Source organism: Mycobacterium yunnanensis (genome assembly GCF_025823185.1).
In the GTDB taxonomy this organism is placed as follows: Bacteria; Actinomycetota; Actinomycetes; order Mycobacteriales; family Mycobacteriaceae; genus Mycobacterium; species Mycobacterium yunnanensis.
Genome location: NZ_JACKVK010000008.1, coordinates 1,129,744 through 1,148,922, shown reverse-complemented (window position 1 = coordinate 1,148,922; position 19,179 = coordinate 1,129,744). Strand labels below are relative to the sequence as shown.

The window sequence follows — 19,179 nt, the reverse complement described above, 5'->3', positions numbered from 1 at the left end:
CGTGCCGAATGACGTCGCCCATTCAGCGGATCTTCGTTCCGGAGATGGCCCGGGAGATGACGAGGCGCTGAATCTCGGACGTGCCTTCGAAGATCGTGTAGATCTTGGCGTCTCGGAACCACCGCTCGACGGGGTGTTCGCGGCTGTAGCCGGCTCCGCCGAGGATCTGCACGGCCCGTTCGGTCGCCCAGACGGCCACCTCGCTGGCCTTCAGCTTCGACATCGACCCCTCGCCGGCCTCGAATGTCTTGCCGCTGGCCGCCATCCAGGCCGCGCGCCACACCAGCAGACGTGCCGCGTCGATCTCGGTGCGCATGTCGGCCAAAGCGAAGGCGATGGCCTGGTTGTCGACGATGGGCCGCCCGAAGGCGTGCCGCCCCTTGGCGTAGTCCAGCGCGTACTCGTAGGCCGCGCGGGCGATGCCCAGCGCTTGGGCCCCCACGATGGGCCGGGTGAGTTCGAAGGTGGCCATCGCGTTTTGGGTCCCGGTGCGGCTGCCCTCCCGCGCGCGAGCCAGCCGCTCGTCGAGCCGGTCCTTGCCGCCCAGCAGGCACCGGCCGGGCACCCGCACCTCGTCGAGGAAGACGTCGGCGGTGTGCGAGGAGCGCAGCCCCAGCTTGAGGATCTTGCGATTGGCGACCAAGCCTGGGGTGCCCTCGGGGATCACGAAGGTGGCCTGGCCGCGCGACTTGAGTTCGGGGTCGACCGAAGCGACCACCACGTGCACCGCGGCCACTCCCCCGTTGGTGATCCACGCCTTCTGCCCGTTGAGCACCCACTCGTCGGTGGCTTCGTCGTAGCGGGCCCGCGTACGCAGATTGGAGACGTCGGATCCGGCGTCGGGCTCGGACACGCAGAACGCCCCGAGCTTCGGGTTGGCCGCATCACCGATGCACTGCGGGCCCCACTCGGCGAACTGCTCGGGGGTCGCCGCCGACAGCAGGCCGCCAAGGGCGAGGTTGGTCCCGAAGATCACCATGGCCGCACCGGCATCACCCCAGAACAGCTCCTCGGCGACCAGACACATCAGCAGCCCGGTGGGATCGGCGAAGAACTGGTTGAGGGCCTCCCAGCCGTACAGGCCAATCTTGGCGGCTTCCTCGAGCACCGGCCACGGCAGCTCTTCGCGCTCATCCCATTCGGCCGCGGCCGGACGCAGCACGTCGGCGGCGAAGCCGTGCACCCACTTCTGCAGGTCGAGTTGTTCCTCGGTCAGATCCAAGCTGAATGCCATTGCGAGTCCTCAGTTCTCGGACAGATGGGTGGGCGCCGCCGCGGCTTCGTGCTGGATGCGGTCGAATTGCTTGGCCATCGCCTCCGACACGGCGACCGCGGCCGACAGCGGGCGGACCATGACGGTGAACTCGTCGATCAAGCCCTCGTCGTCGACGTGGAGGAAGTCGCAGCCGGTGACCTGCTTGCCAGACACGACGGCCTGAAAGATCAGCGCCGAATCCCGGCCGTTGACGTCGGTGATGTCGCGGACATAGTTGAAGTCCTCGAACACCCGCAGCACTGCACGCAGAATCGCCGCGGTGACTGCCTTGCCCGGATACGGCGTGAAGGCCACCGGGCTGGTGAACACCACGTCCTCGGCGAGAAGCGCGGCGATCGCCTCCTCGTCGCGCGCCTCGACTGCCTGGCGAAACTTCTGCATGCGACCCACCTAGTCATAAAATTGAATAGTCGTCATGAACACTAACCTCTACATCAGCGTGGTGTCCAGATGCGACTAATCACTTCGTTGACTATGGGCGGGTAGTGTCGTGACATGGCGCTTCGTGAGGCGGTGTTGGCGGCCCTCCTCGAGGGCGAGGCCTCCGGCTACGACTTGGCCAAGCGCTTCGACCGTTCGGTCGCCAACTTCTGGACCGCAACCCCCCAGCAGCTCTACCGGGAGCTCGACCGCCTGGCCGCCGACGGCCTCATCGAAGCCCGCGTCGTCCCTCAGGAACGGCGCCCCACCAAGAGGCTCTACACCCTGACCGTCGCCGGGCACGACACCATCCGCGACTTCACCCGCCAGCCGCCGAAGCCCACCGCCATCCGCGACGACTTGCTCGTCATGGTGCAAGCGATCGACGCCGGCGACTCGACGGCAGTCCGCGATGCCGTGGCCGACCAAATACGCAGGGCCAACGACAAATTGGTGCTTCTCGAGCGCATCAGAACCCGGATGCTCGGTGACGAATCGGAAGATGACCACCTGACGACGACGAACGCCGTCGGCCCCTATCTCACCCTGCTGCGGGGCATCGCGTTCGAGCAGGACAACATTCGCTGGGCCGAGCGCGCCCTGTCGATCATCGATCGTCGGTTCCCTCGCTCCGCCGACTCGTAGACGACCAGCAGGCGCGGTGGCGGTGGCGGGCCGGACGGCCCCGTAACGGCGCCGCCGGGGACCACGACACGCCGCGGCGGGTTACATGTCGGTGGGTGCGGGCAGTATGGCGGGATGGCCCGCACGTCCGCCGCACCGGCACCTCCGCTGGCCCGCTTCAGCGACCTGACGCGGGAGTGGTTCACCGGCACCTTCGCGGCGCCGACGGCTGCGCAAACCGAGGCGTGGGAGGCGATCGCCAACGGCGACAACACCCTGGTCATCGCCCCGACGGGGTCGGGCAAGACGCTGGCCGCGTTCCTGTGGGCCATCGACCGGCTGGCGTCGACCCCCAAGGACCCGGCGGCCAAGACGGGCACCCGGGTGCTGTACGTGTCGCCACTCAAGGCCCTCGCGGTCGACGTCGAACGCAACCTCAGCACACCTCTCACCGGCATCGGGCGCGTCGCCGAACGCCGCGGCGAGGTCGCCCCAAGCATCAGCGTCGGCGTTCGTTCGGGTGACACGCCACCCAACCGTCGCCGCGAGATGATCGCCCGGCCGCCGGACATCCTCATCACCACGCCCGAGTCCCTCTTCCTGATGCTGACCTCGGCCGCCCGCGAGACGCTCACTGACGTGGAGACCGTGATCGTCGACGAGGTCCACGCCGTCGCGGCGACCAAGCGCGGCGCCCACCTCGCGTTGTCCCTCGAGCGTCTCGACCAGCTGATGGACCGGCCCGCCCAGCGCATCGGACTGTCGGCCACAGTCCGGCCACCGGAAGAGGTGGCGCGGTTCCTCTCCGGTCACGCCCCCACGACCATCGTGGCGCCGATGGCCGCCAAGACCTTCGACCTGTCGGTCCAGGTGCCGGTGCCCGACATGGCCAACCTCGAGAACAACAGCATCTGGCCCGACGTCGAAGAGCGGATCGTCGACCTCATCGAGTCGCATCGCTCGTCGATCGTGTTCGCCAACTCCCGGCGACTCGCCGAACGGCTGACCGCGCGCCTGAACGAGATTCACGCCGAACGGTTGGGCGGCGAGGTGGTCGAGACCCGCAACCCGAAGGTCGGCGGTGGTGCGCCGGCGCAGGTGATGGGCAGCGGCGTCGCCCTGGGTGCCGAACCACTGCTGGCCAAGGCCCACCACGGCTCGATCAGCAAGGAGCAGCGCGCGATCGTCGAGGACGACCTGAAGACCGGACGCCTCAAGGCCGTGGTGGCCACCTCCAGCCTCGAGCTCGGCATCGACATGGGCGCCGTCGACTTGGTCGTGCAGGTCGAGTCGCCGCCCTCGGTGGCCAGCGGACTGCAGCGCATCGGCCGCGCGGGCCACCAGGTGGGCGAGATCTCCCAGGGCGTGCTGCTGCCCAAGCATCGCACCGACCTGATCGACTGCGCCGTCACCGTGCAGCGCATGCTCGGCGGTCAGATCGAGACCATGCGGGTCCCCACCAATCCGCTGGACATCCTCGCCCAGCACACCGTCGCGGCGGCGGCTCTCGAACCGCTGGACGCCGACCGCTGGTTCGACGCCGTGCGGCGCAGCGCCCCGTTCGCCACGTTGCCGCGCAGCGCCTTCGAGGCGACGGTGGACCTGCTGAGCGGCAAGTACCCCTCCACGGAGTTCGCGGAGCTTCGCCCCCGGTTGGTCTACGACCGCGACGCCGGCACCCTCACCGCACGACCGGGCGCCCAGCGGCTGGCGGTGACCTCCGGCGGCGCCATCCCCGACCGAGGCATGTTCACCGTGTACCTGGCGTCCTCGGCCGACACCGACAAGCCCTCCCGGGTGGGCGAACTCGACGAAGAGATGGTCTACGAGTCGCGGCCCGGCGACGTCATCTCGTTAGGTGCCACCAGCTGGCGGATCACGGAGATCACCCACGACCGCGTGCTGGTGCTGCCCGCGCCGGGGCAACCCGCGCGGCTGCCCTTCTGGCGTGGCGACGGGGTGGGCAGACCCGCCGAGCTGGGCGCCGCCATCGGCGCGTTCACCGGCGAGCTGGCGGGCCTGAACCGCGAGAAGTTCGACGCCCGCTGCGCGACAATGGGTTTCAACGACTTCGCCACGGACAACCTCTGGCAGCTGATCTTCGACCAGAAGGAGGCCACCGGCACCGTCCCCACCGACACCACGTTCGTCGTCGAGCGCTTCCGCGACGAACTCGGCGACTGGCGCGTCATTCTGCACTCGCCCTACGGCTTGCGCGTCCACGGGCCGCTCGCGCTGGCAGTGGCCCGACGGTTGCGCGAACGGTACGGCATCGACGAGAAGCCGACCGCCTCCGACGACGGCATCATCGTGCGCCTACCCGACACCGAGGACACCCCGCCCGGTGCCGAACTGTTCGTCTTCGACGCCGACGAGATCGACCCCATCGTCACCGACGAGGTGGGCGGCTCGGCACTGTTCGCGTCGCGGTTCCGGGAATGCGCCGCCCGCGCATTGCTACTGCCGCGGCGCCACCCCGGCAAGCGCTCACCGTTGTGGCATCAACGACAACGCGCCGCGCAGCTGCTCGACATCGCCCGCAAGTACCCCGACTTCCCCATCGTCCTGGAGACGGTGCGCGAGTGTTTGCAGGACGTCTACGACGTCCCGATGCTGCGGGAGCTGATGGATCGCGTGGCGCAACGCCGCATCCGGATCCTGGAGGTCGAGACCGTCACCCCGTCGCCGTTCGCGGCGTCGCTGCTGTTCGGTTACGTCGGCGCCTTCATGTACGAAGGCGACAGCCCGCTGGCGGAGCGGCGCGCGGCTGCCCTGTCGCTGGACAGCACGCTGCTGGCCGAACTGCTCGGGCGCGTCGAACTCCGAGAGTTGCTCGACCAGAAGGTGATCGAGTCCACCGTCGCGCAGCTGCAGCACCTCGCCGAGGACCGACGCATTCGCGACGCGGAGGGTGCGGCCGATCTGCTGCGCCTGCTCGGACCCCTCACCGAGGCCGAGGTGGCGGAACGCTCGACCGTCGACGACGTCGGCGGATGGCTGGAGGGGCTGCGGTCGAGCCGGCGGGCCCTGACGGTGTCGTTCGCCGGTCGAACGTGGTGGGTCGCCATCGAGGACATCGGGCTGCTGCGCGACGGTGTCGGCATCGCGGTGCCGGTCGGCATTCCCGCCAGTTTCACCGAATCGGTCGCCGATCCCCTCGGTGAGCTCCTCGGCCGCTATGCGCGCACGCGGGGACCGTTCACCACCGCCGACGCCGCCCAGCGGTTCGGGCTTGGCGTGCGGGTGACCGCCGACGTGCTGGGGCGCATGTCGGCCGACCGGCGGCTGGTGCGCGGCGAGTTCACCACCGCAGCCCCCGCCGACACCGAACAGTGGTGTGAAGCCGACGTTCTCAAGATCCTTCGGCGACGGTCGCTGGCCGCGTTGCGCGCGCAGGTCGAGCCGGTGAGCACTGCGGCGTACGCCCGATTCCTGCCCGCCTGGCAGCAAGTCGGCGTCGAGAAGAGCCTTGGCGTCGACGGTTTGGCATCGGTCATCGAGCAGTTGTCGGGGGTGCCCATCCCCGCGTCGGCCATCGAGCCGTTGGTGTTCGGCCAACGGATACGCAACTATCAGCCCGCGATGCTCGACGAGTTGCTCGCCGCCGGCGAGGTGACGTGGTCCGGCGCCGGAGCGATCGGCAGCGGCGACGGCTGGATCGCCTTTCACAGCGCCGACACCGCGCCGCTGACGCTGAACGCTCCCGCCGAGTTCGAGCTGACCGACGTGCACCGGGAGATCCTCGACACGCTCGAACACGGGGGTGCCTACTTCTTCCGTCAGCTCACCAGCGGGGCGTCCGCGGGCGATCCCGCATCGGCAGTCAAAGATGCTCTGTGGGAACTGATTTGGGCCGGTCGCATCACCGGTGACACGTTCGCTCCCGTACGCGCCATGCTGGCGGGGACGGGCAAGCGAGGCGGCGCCCATCGGCAACGTCAACGACCGCCCCGGCTGAGTCGCTACAGCGTGGCGCACGCGCAGACGCGCACCACGGACGCCACCGTTGCCGGGCGCTGGTCGGCTCTCCCGCAGCCGGAACCCGACTCGACCATCCGCACGCACTTCACCGCCGAACTCCTCCTCAACCGGTACGGCGTCGTCACCAAGGGTGCGTCGGAGGGCGCCCCCGGTGGTTTCGCCATGTTGTACAAGGTGTTGACCGCACTGGAGGACGTGGGCCGGTGCCAGCGCGGTTACTTCGTGGAGTCCCTTGGCGGAGCCCAGTTCGCCGTGGCGTCCACGGTCGACCGACTGCGCACCTACCTCGACGACCTGGACCGTCAACGGCGCGAGTACCACGCCGTCGTCCTCGCGGCCGCCGATCCCGCGAATCCCTACGGGGCGGCGCTGCCGTGGCCCACCGAGGCCGACGTCGGACATCGCCCGGGGCGCAAGGCGGGGGCGCTGGTGATCCTCGTCGACGGGGAGCTGACGTGGTTCCTCGAACGCGGCGGCCGGTCGCTGCTGGCCTTCACTCCCGACCCCGAGGCCCATGCCGCGGCCGCGACGGCGCTCGTGGAGTTGGTCGGTGCGGGCCGGCTGCGGTCGCTCCTGGTCGAGCGCATCAACGGCGTGCCCGTCCTGGAACCGGGGACGGGCCCGGAACACGCCGCCGTACAGGACGCCCTGACCGCGAGCGGGTTTTCGCGGACGCCGCGGGGGCTTCGCCTGCGCTGAACGCCGCATCCGGGTGGGCATCACCTGGATGTGGAGCCCGCGGTCTGCTCGGCTGTCCCAATGTGCTTGGGCAGCAATCCGACCAGCAGCAGGGTGATCACGTAGAGCACCGCGGCGACGAGGACGACGAGTCGGGTCGCGGCGACGACGTCCGCCGGCCCGCCCGTGCCGGCGCGGGCGAAGAACACCGTGCCGAGCGCGGCGACGCCGATGGCGTTGGCGAACTGCTGAACGGCGTTGAGCATCCCCGAGCCCGCGCCCGCCTCGTCGACGGTCGCGTCGCCGAGGATGTAGTCGAAGGACGGCACGAACACCAGGCCCGAGCCGAAGCCGACCACCAGCAGGGCGGGGGCGATCGTCCACGCTCCGAGGTGTTCGCCGGCGTGGTCGAGGATCCACCACAGGCCCAGCAGGCCGGCCGCCGCGATGCCCAGGCCGGCCCGCATGGAGCCGCGGCCGAATCGCTCGGCGAGCACGGCGCCACTGAGACCGATGGCCGCCGCCGTGCCCACGGCCCATGGGATCAGGGCGATTCCGGTGTTCAGCGGGGTCCATCCCAGCCCGAGTTGAAGCAGCAGGTTGACCGCGAGCTGGAAGCCGGTGAAGGAGGCGAAGAAGCAGCCGGTGATGACCAGCCCGGCGACGAAACTGCGGCGCGCGAACAACGACGGCGGCAGCACCGGATTCACGCTGCGGCGCTCCCACCTCGCGAATAGCACCACCACGAGTACCGCGGCAACGATCATCGCGAACGACCATGCGGGCCAACCATGTTCGCGGCCCTCCACCAGCGGCACGATGAGCAGCGACGAGGCCAGGATCAGCATCGCGACGCCGACCAGGTCGACGCGAAGGCCTGAATCCTCGCCCGCCCGCTTCGGCAGCAGGAACAACCCGAGGACGACGGTGAGGACGCCGATCGGCACGTTGACCAGGAAGATGGCCCGCCATTGGCTGCCGAACAGGTCGAGGTGCAGCAGCCAGCCGGCCAGGATCGGACCGGCCACGGTGCCCAGCCCCATGATCGGTCCGAAGGGAATCAGCGCCGTCCGCAACCGATCTGGCGGGAACACCACTTTTATGAGGGCGAAACCCTGTGGGATCATCACGGCCCCGGCCAGTCCCTGCACCGCGCGAGCGGTGATCAGCCAGGCCACCCCGGGCGCCAGCCCGCACGCCAGCGACGCAAGGGTGAAGCCGGCCATCCCGGCGAGGAACAGTCGTCGCCGGCCGAGGATGTCCCCAAGGCGGCCGGAGGTCACCAATCCGATGGCGAGCGTGGTGGTGTAGGCGGCGAGCACCCACTGCAGGGTGGTCTCGTCGCCGCCGAGGTCGGCGCGGATCGACGGGCCGGCGAGGTTGGCGATCGTGGCGTCCAGCAGATCCATCAGGTCGGCGATCAGCACCACGACGAGTACGGGCACCGCCCTGCGCAGCGGCAGTGTGGTCGGAGCGGTCATCGCGCACCCGCCCAACGTCGCAGCGCGTCGACGAGACCCGCCGAGTCGCCGGTGTCGGTGGCCCAGGCCATCACGCCGTCTGGGCGGACGAGGGCGCCCATGAGCGCGGCCTCGTCGTCAGCGACGACGGTGATGACGGTGTCGTCAGCGACGACGGTGACGACGTCGCCCCAGGCTGCGGCGAGCCGGGTGAAGGCTGCCTCGGGCGTGCGGTCGAGCAACACGAAACCCCCGCCATGGCCGTGATCTACCAGTCGGGACCCGTCGCGCAGCCACAGGTCGGGCACCAGGGCCCCGACCAACTCGTGGTCACCCGGGGGGCCCACGCGCTGGGTGACCCCGGAGATCTTCTTGACGGCGTAGGTCGTGCCCGCGGACGTGCCCAGCAGGTCGGCGACGACCCCGCGGAGGGCGGCGGACTTGTCGTCGCCCCGCATGAGGCCGGTTTGCGCCCGGGTCCAATCCAGCACCCACGCGCCGGCCGGGCGGCGCTCGGTGTCGTAGGTGTCGAGGAGATCGTCCGCGGCCAGTCCCGTCACCACGGCGCCCAGCTTCCAGCCGAGGTTGACCGCATCGCCGATTCCGAGGTTGAGGCCCTGGCCGCCAAACGGCGGGTGCACGTGGGCGGCGTCGCCGGCCAGCAGCACGTGGCCACGACGGTAGCTCGGGGCTTGGCGGGTGTTGTCGGTCCAGCGGGTCGGCGTCGCGCGCAGGGCCGTCAGGGTGACGTCGGTGGCCGAGACCCGGCGCAGGCTCGCCTGAACCTCGTCGAGGGTGACCGGCGCCGAGCGGTCACCACGCGCCAATCGCGCACGGGCGGCATCGAACTCGAGGGTGGCCACGCGTCCGGGCTGCGGGCCGCTGCGGTACGCGCCGCGCTGGGACCACACCCAACCCGTGCCGAGCTTCTCGGGGTCGGCCACCTCGGCGATCGCCTGATATCCCACGAATTCGGGTTCGGCACCGGGGAATTCGATGCCGGCCAGTCGGCGCACCGTGCTGTGCCCGCCGTCGCACCCCACCAGCCACGCGGTGCGCATCGGGCCGGCCGAGGTACCCACCTGCACATCGGCCACGGTCTCGTCGACGGCGACGACGTCGACTCCGCGGTTCACCGCTACGCCCAGGCGTGCGACGTGCTCGGCCAGCAGCGCCTCCAGATGCCGTTGCGTCATCATGCGGCACCGGTTGGCGGCGCTGTGGGCGACGAGGTCGGCGTCGGCCCAGTCGACGAGATCGGGGTCGAGGGCCAGTCCGGCGAAGTGGCCGGTGAACCGCTGGCCGGGATCCGCGGCGGCGGGCAGCAGCCCGCGACGATCGAGCGCCTCGGCGGTCGGCACGTTGATCGACTGAGCCTTTGAGTCCGGATCCGGCTCGGTCCGTCGTTCGACGATCTGGACGTCGGCACCGGCGAGAGCCAGCTCGGCGGCGAGCATCAGCCCGACGGGTCCGGCTCCCACCACGAGCACTTCACATTCGCGTTTCACGAACATCGTTCTAGTAACGAACGCTGTTCGTGTCAAGTTATGGTGGACGGGTGAATCCGAAGGAGCGCCGCGCGGCGCGCCACCAGCCGTCGAACTCAGGCGCGCCCGACGGCGCGCGCCCGCGACGGCGCAGGACTCCCCTCACGCCAGATCACATCGTCGATGTCGCGCTGAAAGTCGTTGCGGCAGAAGGCTACGAAGCGCTCACGATGCGCCGGTTGGCGGACGCGCTCGACACCGGCCCCGCGTCGCTCTACGCCCACGTGGTCAACAAGGCCGATCTCGACGAACTTCTGATGGGCCGGCTGTGCGGGAAGCTCGCACTTCCCGTCCCCGACGCGGCCACGTGGCGGGATCAGATCCGCGGCGTCTGCACCGACATGCGCGATCAGTACCTCAAGTACCCCGGCATCTCGCGCGCCGCGCTGGCGATGGCACCCACCGACCTCGAAGTCCTGCGGGTCAACGAGGGCATGCTGGCCATCCTGCTGGCCGGTGGCGTCGAACCGCAGACCGCCGCCTGGACGATCGACGCCCTGTTCCTCTACGTGGCGGCGTACTGCTTGGAAGCGGCGATCGCGCGTCAGCGTGCCGTCGACGGCGACGCCGAGTGGGTGCACGACCGTGCCGAGTTGCACCGCCGATTCAGCGCCCTGCCCGAGGCGACGTTTCCCCTGACCCGCCGCTACGCCACCGAACTCACCTCCGGCGAGGGGCACGAGAGGTTCGACTTCACGCTGTCGCTGATGGTCGACGGGTTCGCTCGACGCTAACCCGCGTGGCCCGTAAACGGCAAAAGTGACGAAACTTCTGCGGCTGGGTTCCATACTCGGGGCATGGTCTCCCTGATCGTCCACGCCATCGTGGGCGTCCTCGTCGTCGTGTGGATCGTCCGCGCCAACGACCGCCTCTTCGCCCGCCCCGCGGGCGGACCCGCGCTCTCCGCGCTCGAGGTGGCGTTCTACGTCGTCGGCGTCGCGTCCATCGCGCTCGGCTACTACTTCAACCACCAGTTCGTCGACCAGTACGCCGTCCCGGGCGGCAATCCGTTCTGGGGCGCAGGCAGCTGGCAGCAGTTCATCGCGCTGGGTTACGTGAACCCTGCCGCCGCCTCGGCCAGCCAGGACTACACGATCGTCAACGTTGTCCTGCTTCCGCTGTTCACGATCGTCGACGGACGCCGGCGAGGCATCCGGCGACCCTGGCTGTTCTTCGTCGCCAGCCTGTTCACCAGTTGCGCCTTCGCCTACGCCTTCTACTTCGCGGTGATCGAGCGTCAGCACCGCCACCGGAGGTCCGCGGCGGCCGTCGCCCCCGTGCCTGCCTGAGCCAGCAGGCGTGGGCGGGTGAGGCCGTCGCACCCGGGAACATCGACGCCCCGAGACGGGTTGGGCTCAGGCGTGACCGACACACTGCTGCGCACACCCTTTGGCTTCGAGTCGACCGCGGCCGAGGTGATCGCCGGAGTGGACCTCACGGGGCGCCGCGCGATCGTCACCGGCGGCGCCTCGGGCATCGGGGTGGAGACCGCGCGCGCCCTGGCCGGCGCGGGCGCTCACGTGACACTGGCCGTCCGCGACGTCGCCGCGGGCCACCGCGCCGCCGCGGACATCGGCGGCACCGTCGACGTGGCCGCCCTCGACCTCGGCAACCTCGACAGCGTCGCCGCCTTCGCCGCGTCGTGGACCGGTCCCCTACACATCCTGGTCAACAACGCCGGGGTGATGGCCGTTCAGGAGCTGACCATGTCGGCCAGCGGCCACGAACTCCAGTTCGCCACCAACCACCTCGGGCACTTTGCGCTCGCCGTCGGCCTGCACGACGCGCTCGCCTCGTCCGGCGGTGCCAGGATCGTCTCGGTGAGCTCGTCCGGCCACTTGCGCTCACCGGTGGTGTTCGACGACGTCGACTTCGCGTTCCGCGACTACGACCCCTTCGGGGCATACGGCCAATCCAAGACCGCCAACGTGCTCTTCGCGGTCGAGGCCAGCCGGCGTTGGGGCGCCGACGGGATCCACGCCAACGCGTTGATGCCCGGCGGCATCGCCACCCCGCTGCAGCGTCACCTTCCCGCCGACTACGCCGAACAGGCGCTGACCGCGTTCCGGGCTGCGGGTACCGACTTCAAGACCGTGGAGCAGGGTGCCGCCACCTCGACGCTGCTGGCCGCCTCGCCACTGCTCGACGGTGTCGGCGGCCGCTACTTCGAGGACTGCAACGAGGCGGAGGTCGTCCATCGGCGCACCGGACCTGGCCGCGGCGGCGTCGCCCCGTATGCCCTGGATCCCGCCAATGCCGAACGGCTGTGGGAAGTCTCGCTGGATCTGGTGGGCCGCGGCTAGTCGGGCATCGGATGGGCGGTGTAGAAGTCGACGTGGCTCACGGCAGCCGCCGTCCACGTCAGCGACGCCGCCAGATCCCGTCCCGGTCCGGGGTCCCTGCCGCCGTCGACGGCCTCGGCCATCAGCCGCGCGAAGTCGGCGGGGGTGGCGCCGTAGCCGACCGTGTCGCCGAAGACCTCGCGCAGCACCGGTAGATCCCGGGCCACGACGGGGCGTCCGGCGGCGAGCGCCTCCATCGCGGCCAAACCGAAGCCCTCCTTGGTCGACGGAAACGCGAACACCGACGAGGCGGCGACCAAGCTGGGCAGCTCGTCGTCGGTGACCGCGCCGAGAATGACCGGCTCGACGTCCAATTCGGCGCACATGCGATCGAATTCGGCACGGTAGCCGCGGTAGTCGAACAACGTCTCACCCCCGGCGATCACCAAGCCGACGTCCGGGACGTCCCGGCGCAGCAGGTCATACGCCTCGACGAGGTCGGCCGTCCCCTTGCGCGGTTCGATGCCGCCGACCGCCAGCACGTACCGCCCGAGCCTATCTCGCCACCGTGTGCGCCGAGCCTCGGCGTCCGGATCGTCGGAGGCAGCGGCGATGAACCGAAGTGCCGCAACCCCGTTGGGGATCACCGTCGGCGCCAATCCCCATCCGGCCCGCACTTCGGCGGCCACTGCCTCGGAGACGCAGATGCGGGCGTAGGGTTCGACGACGGCCTTCTCGTGACATTCCGCCAGCACGGGCGTGGTGAACTCGTCGAGGTGGTGGATGGTCCGGATGCACCGACCCACCGCGTTGGCGCTGATGCAGTCCTGTGCATGCACGACGTCGTAGTCCTCGGGGGTGAAGGCCTTGCGCAGCAGCGCAATCGAGCGCACGATACGCGAGGTCACGGTCTCCTCGCCGCCGTCGGGAAAGTTCACCAGCTCGACCCGTACCCGCGGGTCGACGTCGCGGAAGAAACCGCGGTCACCCTGGCGGGCGAGCGACCACACGGTGACCTCCACGCCGAGTTCGGCCAGCGCCTCGGCGAGGTGCAGGGTGTGCACCACGCCGCCGCGCGGTTTGGTGGAATACGTCAGCAGTGCCACGCGCATCGACGTCAGCCCTCGGCGCCTGCGGCGTAGGCGTCCAGCCGGCGCTCGGCGAGGTGGTTCAACACCTTTCGGGCACGGGTGATCTCGGCCTCGACGTCCACGGTGACCTTGGCCAGACCACCCTTGGACCCGGTGTTGGCCAGCACGTCGCCACCAGGGCCGACGACCTTCGCCTGTCCGAGGAAGCGCAGGGCTCCCATCACACCGGTCTGATTGGACGAGACGACGACGACCTGGTTCTCCGCCGCACGGGCGCAGTCGTAGAGGTCGAACAGCCGGCTCTGCCGGTCGGCGGGCAGCCGGGACGCCCGGTCGGTGACGCTGGCCGGCCATGCCGACAGCGCGGCGATGACGTGGGCGCCGTCGAGTGCCAACGCCCGGGCCGACTCGGGAAAGGTCTTGTCGTAGTCGATCAGCATCCCCAGGCGGCCGACCGGGGTGTCGAAGGCCGCGAACGAGTCACCGGCCAAGTACGCCAACGACTCCCCCGCCGGTTGATGCACCTTGCGGTGGTGGCCGAGCACCCCGTCACCCGAGACGCAGATCGCCGCGTTGAACCGCCCACCCAACGCCTGCTCGGCGTATCCGACACACACCGTCATCGGACCCGCCGCCGCGATCACCGCCGCGATCTCCGGGCCGTCGGGGTCCAGCGCAGGCGGCTGATCGTTCGGATCGGGCGCGCGCAGATCGCCGATGTAGCCGCCGAGGCACGCGTCGGGGAACACCAGCAGCTCGACTCCGTCCCGCGCGGCCGCGTCGACGATGCCGACCACCTTGCTGACGCCGCGATCCACGTCGCGGCCGAAATGGGCCGCGACCGCACCGATCGTCACCAGTCCCAAGTCAGGCCCTTCCCAGCCCGGTGACGTCCGCGGCCACCGCGGTCGTGGTGACGCCGTCGGGCCACCTCAGTCGTACCCCACGCTGCGCCGTCAGCACGCCGCATTCCCCGCTGACCACGCCGGATGGGACTCTCGGCGCCGGCGTACCGGTCCGATCGGCGGTGAGCATGGCGTAGCCCGGGAAGCACGTCAGCCAGGCGCCCATGTCCGCGACGGCCGGCCGAGGAATGCGGACCACGTCGAGTTCGGCGCCCGTTCCGCTGGCCTCGGCCAGCATTCCCATCGTTCCGACGACACCGGCCATGCTGACGTCCTTCGCAGCCCGCGGCGCCATCCGGGCGACGAGGGTGGAGAGCTCGGTGAGATCGACGGCGCTACGGGTGCTGCTCGAATCCCATTGCCTATCATGGTGTCCCGGCCGCCAATCACCTGCGAGATCGGCGGTCAGACGGACGACGTCCCCGGCCGAACCGCCGCCGGCGCGGATCGGAGACGACGTCCGGCCAAAGGCGGTGACGGCCAACGACGCGGGGACCCCGAGCTGGGTGTGACCGCCGAGCACCGGAACCTGCCACGCCTGCGACGCCCGTGCGATGCCGCGCACGATGCGGGTCAGCAACGACGTCGTGGGCGCGCCGACGGCGTCGAGCAACCCGGTCGGCGCGGCGCCCATCGCCGTCAGGTCGTTGACGTTGACCAGCACCGAGCACCACCCCGCCCACTCCGGATCGCGTTCGACCATGGAGGGGATGATTGCATCACACGCCGCCACCAGATCGCTTCCGGGCAGCGGCACGCCGTCGTCGCCGACGAAGCCGGCCGGCCCAAGTGCGCCGGGTACCGACCGCAGTGGCGCCAGGGCGTCACCCAGGAACGACTTCGTCGCTTCGGCCAACCGCTGCATCCGATCCAGCTGCCACCGCATTCGCGCGTGAGGTTGGCCGCCCACCAGGCAATCCCCGTGGTCCTCCCAGCCAAGGGCGGTGAACATCGCCGCATGGCGCCGCTGAACCGTCGCGTCGAAGCGCAACACGCCCGCCGATTCGGCGTGGGCGCAGGCCGCTCTGATGAGAGCCGGGCCCGCCCCCGACGTCCGCGCGGTCGGGCTGACGACGAGCCTGCTGCCGGCCCACCACCCGATGTCGGGCTCGTGGCGCGGGCTGAGCCGCACTCCGCCCACGATCGTCGCGTCGGGGGCCACCGCCACCAGGACCACCGTGCGTGGGTCGTCGTCGACGTCGTCCGCATCGCTGCCGCTGAAGAGATGCTGGTCGACGACGAAGGCGTCGTGACGCAGCCTGCGGTACGCCGTCAGGTCGGCGTCGCCCTCCGCCCGGCGGATGAGGAAGCCCGCCGCGGGAATCGCGTGGGAGCGGGTACCGGCCAGAATGGACAGCGTCTCCACGCCCCTCACCCGCCCACGCTCTGCAGCACGCCGCAGGCGCCGCACGCGGCGCAACCGGCCTTCTGGTCGGCCCCCGCCATTCCCGCCAACCGAAGCACGTTGGCGACCTCCCGGGACACCTTCTCGACGATCGCGGCGGGGGGTGCCGCTGCCCGGTCGACGTCCACCGCCAGGGTGCCCGCGTGCGGACGGAAGGGCACCACGAAGGGGTAGACCCCCATTTCGACGAGTTCTGCTGCGCCGGCGACCAATTCGTCGGGGTCTTCACCCAGTCCGACGAGTAGGTACGTCGACACCTGGTTGCGACCGAACACGCGGACGGCTTCCCGCCAGGCCTCGCGATAGCGCGCCAGGGGCACCGTCGCCTTGCCCGGCATCCACCGGCGTCGCACCTCGTCGTCCAGAGATTCGACGTGGATGCCGATCGCGTCGGCACCCGCCTCGTGCAACTCGCTCAGTACCGCCAAGTCGGCCGGTGGCTCGCACTGGACCTGGATCGGCAGCCCCGGCACCGCGGCCTTGACAGCCCGCACGCACCGGGCCAGGTGCCGGGCGCCCCGGTCGGCACCGGCGGACGTTCCCGTCGTCATGACCATGTGACGCACGCCGTCCAGACGCACTGCCGCCTCGGCGACCTCGGCGAGTTCGTGCGGACGCTTCACCGCGGTCGTGGCACCCGAGCGCAACGACTCCTCGATCGAGCAGAACCGGCACCGGTCATCGACGCCGTAGCGGATGCACGTCTGAACGACGGTGGTGGCCAGCACGTCTCGCCCGTGCAGGCGCGCGATCTGGTCGTACGAGATGCCCTCGGCGGTCCGCAGATCGTAGAACGCCGGCCGGTCGATCACGTCGATCTCGAGGCCAGCGTCCTCGCCGTCGCGCAGCACGCGGCTTCCGTCGAACACGAAGGGGCTGTTGGGGTTCAGCGGTATCGCGGCCGCGCTGCCGTCGATCATCAGGTGGCCGTCGGCGCTGGGGCCGGCACCGGCCGTGCGGTTGACGGGTGGGCGACCCCGGATGCCCAGGAGGGTGAGGTCGACGCGAGTGGAGACGGACATGGCTTCCTCGTTCTCAGCGGGCCACGGCGAGGCGGCGGGCACGTGGCGCGGACTGGCTTCGAAGATCGTCGACGATCGTCTCGGCGAGGTGCTTGGCATCGCGGTCGACGCCGAGGAACCGGCCGGATCCCCACGTGTGCATCCAGGGCAGGCCGACGAACGACAGACCCTCGACCTCGGTGACACCCCGGTTCTGCATCGGCCGCCCGCCGCCGTCGAAGGCGCTGGCCTCGATCCACCGGTAGTCGGGCCGGTAGCCGATGGCCCACACGATGCTGGTGACGCCGGCGGCGGTCAGATCGAGCTCGGTGACCTCGGCCTCGGGCTCCCACACCGGGGTGTAGCGCGTGGCCGGGGGCGCCTCGATCCCTTCGCGTTCGATGAAGGCGTCGATGTCGGCGCAAATCGAGTTGTACGTCGCGTCGGCCTTGTTCAGCGCGTCGCCCAGCGACGGCTCGAACGTCAACCGGGTGTCCTTGCCGCCCCCTAGGGTGCCGTAGAGCCGCATGCCCTCGGCCGCGAACCGGCGCAGGTCGATGTCGCGGCCGCCGTCGCGGCCCGTGACGTAGTGGTTGGTCTTCTCGATGGCGGCCTTGCCGCCGGGATACTCCGGGGCGGGCTTGTCGTAGAGGCCCATGTCGGCGAGCCACGTCATGCAATCGCGGCCGCGGTAGACCCGCGCCACCCGAGGTGCACTGCCCACGGCGAGGTGCACCTGACGGCCCTCAAGATGCAGGTCCTCGGCGATCTGCGCGCCGGACTGGCCGGTGCCGACCACCAGCACCGCGCCCTCGGGCAGCTGATCTGCGTTGCGGTACTGCTCCGAGTGAATTTGGGTGATCGACCCGTCCAGCGACGGCGCGAAGGGAGGTAGGACGGGGATGGGATAGCCGCCGGTGGCGACGACGGCGTGATCACACGTCAACGTCTCCTGATCTCCCTCGGTGGACAGCGTCAATTCGAAACCGCCTGGCGCGCGGCGACGCAACGTCGTCACCCGGGTGTGCGTGCGCAGCGGCGGCTCGAAGGTCTGCAACCACCCGGCCAGCCACTGCACCACTTCGTCGCGGGTCATGAAGCCGTCGGGGTCGGGCCCGTCGTAGGCGTAGCCCGGCAGCTTGCAGTGCCAGTTCGGCGTCACCAGGGTGAAGTTGTCCCAACGAGTGTCCGCCCAGGCGTGCACCGGGGTCTTGGCCTCCAGCACGACGTGGTCGACACCCGCCTGCAGCAGATACCAACTGACCGAAAGGCCGGCTTGTCCACCGCCGACGACGGCGACGGAGACGTGTCGAGCGGTCATGACACCGTCTCCAATCCGGGGTGCATGGCGAGCACCCGGATTGACGCATCCTGAGGATATCTGGTTGCGGCGCTGGTGATTTGCTCCGTGGTCGCGGCAGCCGAAGTGCACGCGAAGCCGAACTTGGCGCGCACCCGGTCGCTGGCCTCCTGCAGGGCGGCGGCGGATCGGTCGACGAAGTCGGCAACGGTGTAGTCCGAGCCGGAGGTCAGGTAGTCGTGCATCACCAGGCTCGGCGAGTAACAGCGCTGCACCCGGCCGTCGGGCCACTGCACGTCGAAGGTCATCTCAGGCATGCGCCAGTTCCTGCCACTGGCCAGCACCCTCTGACACCACGGGCCCGTACACGTCCGGCCTGCGGTCCCGCAGATGGAACATACCGGCACGCATGGCGCGGAACGTGCCGTCGACGTCGACGTCCGCAACGGCCATTCCATTGCCGAGAAGCGTTGTCGCGAGGACGTTTCCACCGGGGTCGACCACCTTGGCGTTCCCCACGTAGCGCAGCGAGCCGAACGTGCCGCTCTGGTTGGAGGCAATCCAGAACACCTGGTTGTCCAGGGCGCGGGCCGCGTCGAACAGGTTGAACCGGTACGTCCACCGGTCGTCCTGCAGGTTCTCCGCGGTCGCAGTCCGAGCAGCCGGCCACGCCGACAGGCTGGCGATGATGTGGGCACCCTTCAGCGCCATGATGCGGGCGGCCTCCGGAAAGGCCTTGTCGTAGCAGATCTGCAGCCCCACTCGGCCGACGGGCGTGTCGAACACGTCGTAGTCTGACCCCGCCGAATACGACATGCCCTCCCCGAGGGGCTGGTGGACCTTGCGGTAGGTGCCGTACACCCGGGTGCTGTCGAGCACCGCCGCTGCGTTGTAACGGGTTTCGCCGTCGTCGTCCAGTTCGCAGAACCCGATGGCGACCACCAGATCACCGACGATCTGCTGCACCCGGGCGATCTCGGGACCGTCGAGGCGAATGGCCGGCGGCAGGGACCGCGTCGTGGTCTTCACCGTGTCACCGTGGTTGCCGAGCGAGGAGAGATACCCGCCGATCGCGGCCTCGGGTAACACCATGAACTCGACGCCGGCGTCCCGGGCCTCCCGGGCCAGGGAGTCGATCAACGCGTAGTTCTGTTCGAGGTCGCGGGTGAAGTTCGCCGCCACCGCTGCGAGTTTGGTCATGTCGAGCCG

General features: G+C 69.9%; 16 protein-coding genes. 5 read left to right on the top strand and 11 right to left on the bottom strand.

Going from position 1 to position 19,179, the window contains the following annotated elements; all coding sequences use genetic code 11:
• Positions 1-22 precede the first annotated feature (22 nt).
• Entirely contained in the window at positions 23-1,234 is a 1,212-nt protein-coding gene (locus H7K45_RS15470) for an acyl-CoA dehydrogenase family protein (protein ID WP_263996675.1), read from the bottom strand.
• Positions 1,235-1,243: 9 nt separating this feature from the next.
• Positions 1,244-1,657: a nuclear transport factor 2 family protein gene (locus H7K45_RS15465; protein WP_263996674.1), complete on the bottom strand. Its 414-nt coding sequence runs from the start codon at positions 1,655-1,657 to the stop codon at positions 1,244-1,246.
• A 114-nt stretch (positions 1,658-1,771) separates the two neighbouring features.
• Here H7K45_RS15465 and H7K45_RS15460 point away from each other — a divergent pair, with 114 nt between their 5' ends.
• Both H7K45_RS15460 and H7K45_RS15455 read left to right on the top strand, forming a co-directional pair.
• A complete protein-coding gene (locus H7K45_RS15460; protein WP_263996673.1) occupies positions 1,772-2,341 on the top strand; it encodes a PadR family transcriptional regulator in 570 nt (189 codons plus the stop codon).
• 114 nt (positions 2,342-2,455) lie between these two features.
• Positions 2,456-7,000: an ATP-dependent helicase gene (locus tag H7K45_RS15455; protein ID WP_263996672.1), complete on the top strand. Its 4,545-nt coding sequence runs from the start codon at positions 2,456-2,458 to the stop codon at positions 6,998-7,000.
• 20 nt (positions 7,001-7,020) lie between these two features.
• On the opposite strand, the gene H7K45_RS15450 is transcribed toward H7K45_RS15455, so the two are convergent.
• Both H7K45_RS15450 and H7K45_RS15445 read right to left on the bottom strand, forming a co-directional pair.
• Complete coding sequence (locus tag H7K45_RS15450) at positions 7,021-8,460, bottom strand: DHA2 family efflux MFS transporter permease subunit (protein ID WP_263996671.1); 1,440 nt, start codon at positions 8,458-8,460, stop codon at positions 7,021-7,023.
• A complete protein-coding gene (locus H7K45_RS15445) occupies positions 8,457-9,953 on the bottom strand; it encodes an FAD-dependent monooxygenase (protein WP_276069892.1) in 1,497 nt (498 codons plus the stop codon). Before H7K45_RS15445 ends, H7K45_RS15450 begins: the two co-directional genes overlap by 4 nt.
• Positions 9,954-9,997: 44 nt before the next feature.
• On the opposite strand from H7K45_RS15445, the gene H7K45_RS15440 reads away from it, so the two are divergent.
• From H7K45_RS15440 to H7K45_RS15430, 3 genes are all read left to right on the top strand, one after another.
• Positions 9,998-10,720, top strand: a complete 723-nt coding sequence (locus H7K45_RS15440; protein ID WP_263996669.1) for a TetR/AcrR family transcriptional regulator — start codon at positions 9,998-10,000, stop codon at positions 10,718-10,720.
• Positions 10,721-10,783: 63 nt separating this feature from the next.
• A complete protein-coding gene (locus H7K45_RS15435) occupies positions 10,784-11,275 on the top strand; it encodes a DUF2834 domain-containing protein (protein ID WP_263996668.1) in 492 nt (163 codons plus the stop codon).
• A 72-nt stretch (positions 11,276-11,347) separates the two neighbouring features.
• Complete coding sequence (locus H7K45_RS15430; protein ID WP_263996667.1) at positions 11,348-12,289, top strand: SDR family NAD(P)-dependent oxidoreductase; 942 nt, start codon at positions 11,348-11,350, stop codon at positions 12,287-12,289.
• Here the strand turns inward: H7K45_RS15430 and H7K45_RS15425 are convergent.
• Genes H7K45_RS15425 through H7K45_RS15395 form a run of 7 tightly spaced genes read right to left on the bottom strand, consistent with a single transcriptional unit; the run spans position 12,286 to position 19,170 of the window.
• Complete coding sequence (locus tag H7K45_RS15425; protein WP_263996666.1) at positions 12,286-13,380, bottom strand: MSMEG_0565 family glycosyltransferase; 1,095 nt, start codon at positions 13,378-13,380, stop codon at positions 12,286-12,288. The genes H7K45_RS15430 and H7K45_RS15425 overlap by 4 nt on opposite strands.
• Before the next feature lie 5 nt (positions 13,381-13,385).
• Positions 13,386-14,225, bottom strand: coding sequence for a carbon-nitrogen hydrolase family protein (locus H7K45_RS15420; protein WP_263996665.1), 840 nt, complete (start codon positions 14,223-14,225; stop codon positions 13,386-13,388).
• 1 nt (position 14,226) lies between these two features.
• A complete protein-coding gene (locus H7K45_RS15415) occupies positions 14,227-15,630 on the bottom strand; it encodes an MSMEG_0567/sll0787 family protein (protein ID WP_263997027.1) in 1,404 nt (467 codons plus the stop codon).
• Between the two features lie 5 nt (positions 15,631-15,635).
• Positions 15,636-16,691, bottom strand: a complete 1,056-nt coding sequence (locus H7K45_RS15410; RefSeq protein ID WP_263996664.1) for an MSMEG_0568 family radical SAM protein — start codon at positions 16,689-16,691, stop codon at positions 15,636-15,638.
• Positions 16,692-16,704: 13 nt separating this feature from the next.
• The gene (locus tag H7K45_RS15405) at positions 16,705-17,991 is read right to left on the bottom strand and encodes an MSMEG_0569 family flavin-dependent oxidoreductase (RefSeq protein WP_263996663.1); all 1,287 of its coding nucleotides are present in this window, start codon (positions 17,989-17,991) and stop codon (positions 16,705-16,707) included.
• Positions 17,988-18,287: an MSMEG_0570 family nitrogen starvation response protein gene (locus H7K45_RS15400; RefSeq protein WP_263996662.1), complete on the bottom strand. Its 300-nt coding sequence runs from the start codon at positions 18,285-18,287 to the stop codon at positions 17,988-17,990. Before H7K45_RS15400 ends, H7K45_RS15405 begins: the two co-directional genes overlap by 4 nt.
• The gene (locus H7K45_RS15395; protein WP_263996661.1) at positions 18,280-19,170 is read right to left on the bottom strand and encodes a carbon-nitrogen hydrolase family protein; all 891 of its coding nucleotides are present in this window, start codon (positions 19,168-19,170) and stop codon (positions 18,280-18,282) included. The genes H7K45_RS15400 and H7K45_RS15395 overlap by 8 nt, the downstream gene beginning before the upstream one ends.
• Between the last annotated feature and the right edge of the window lie 9 nt (positions 19,171-19,179).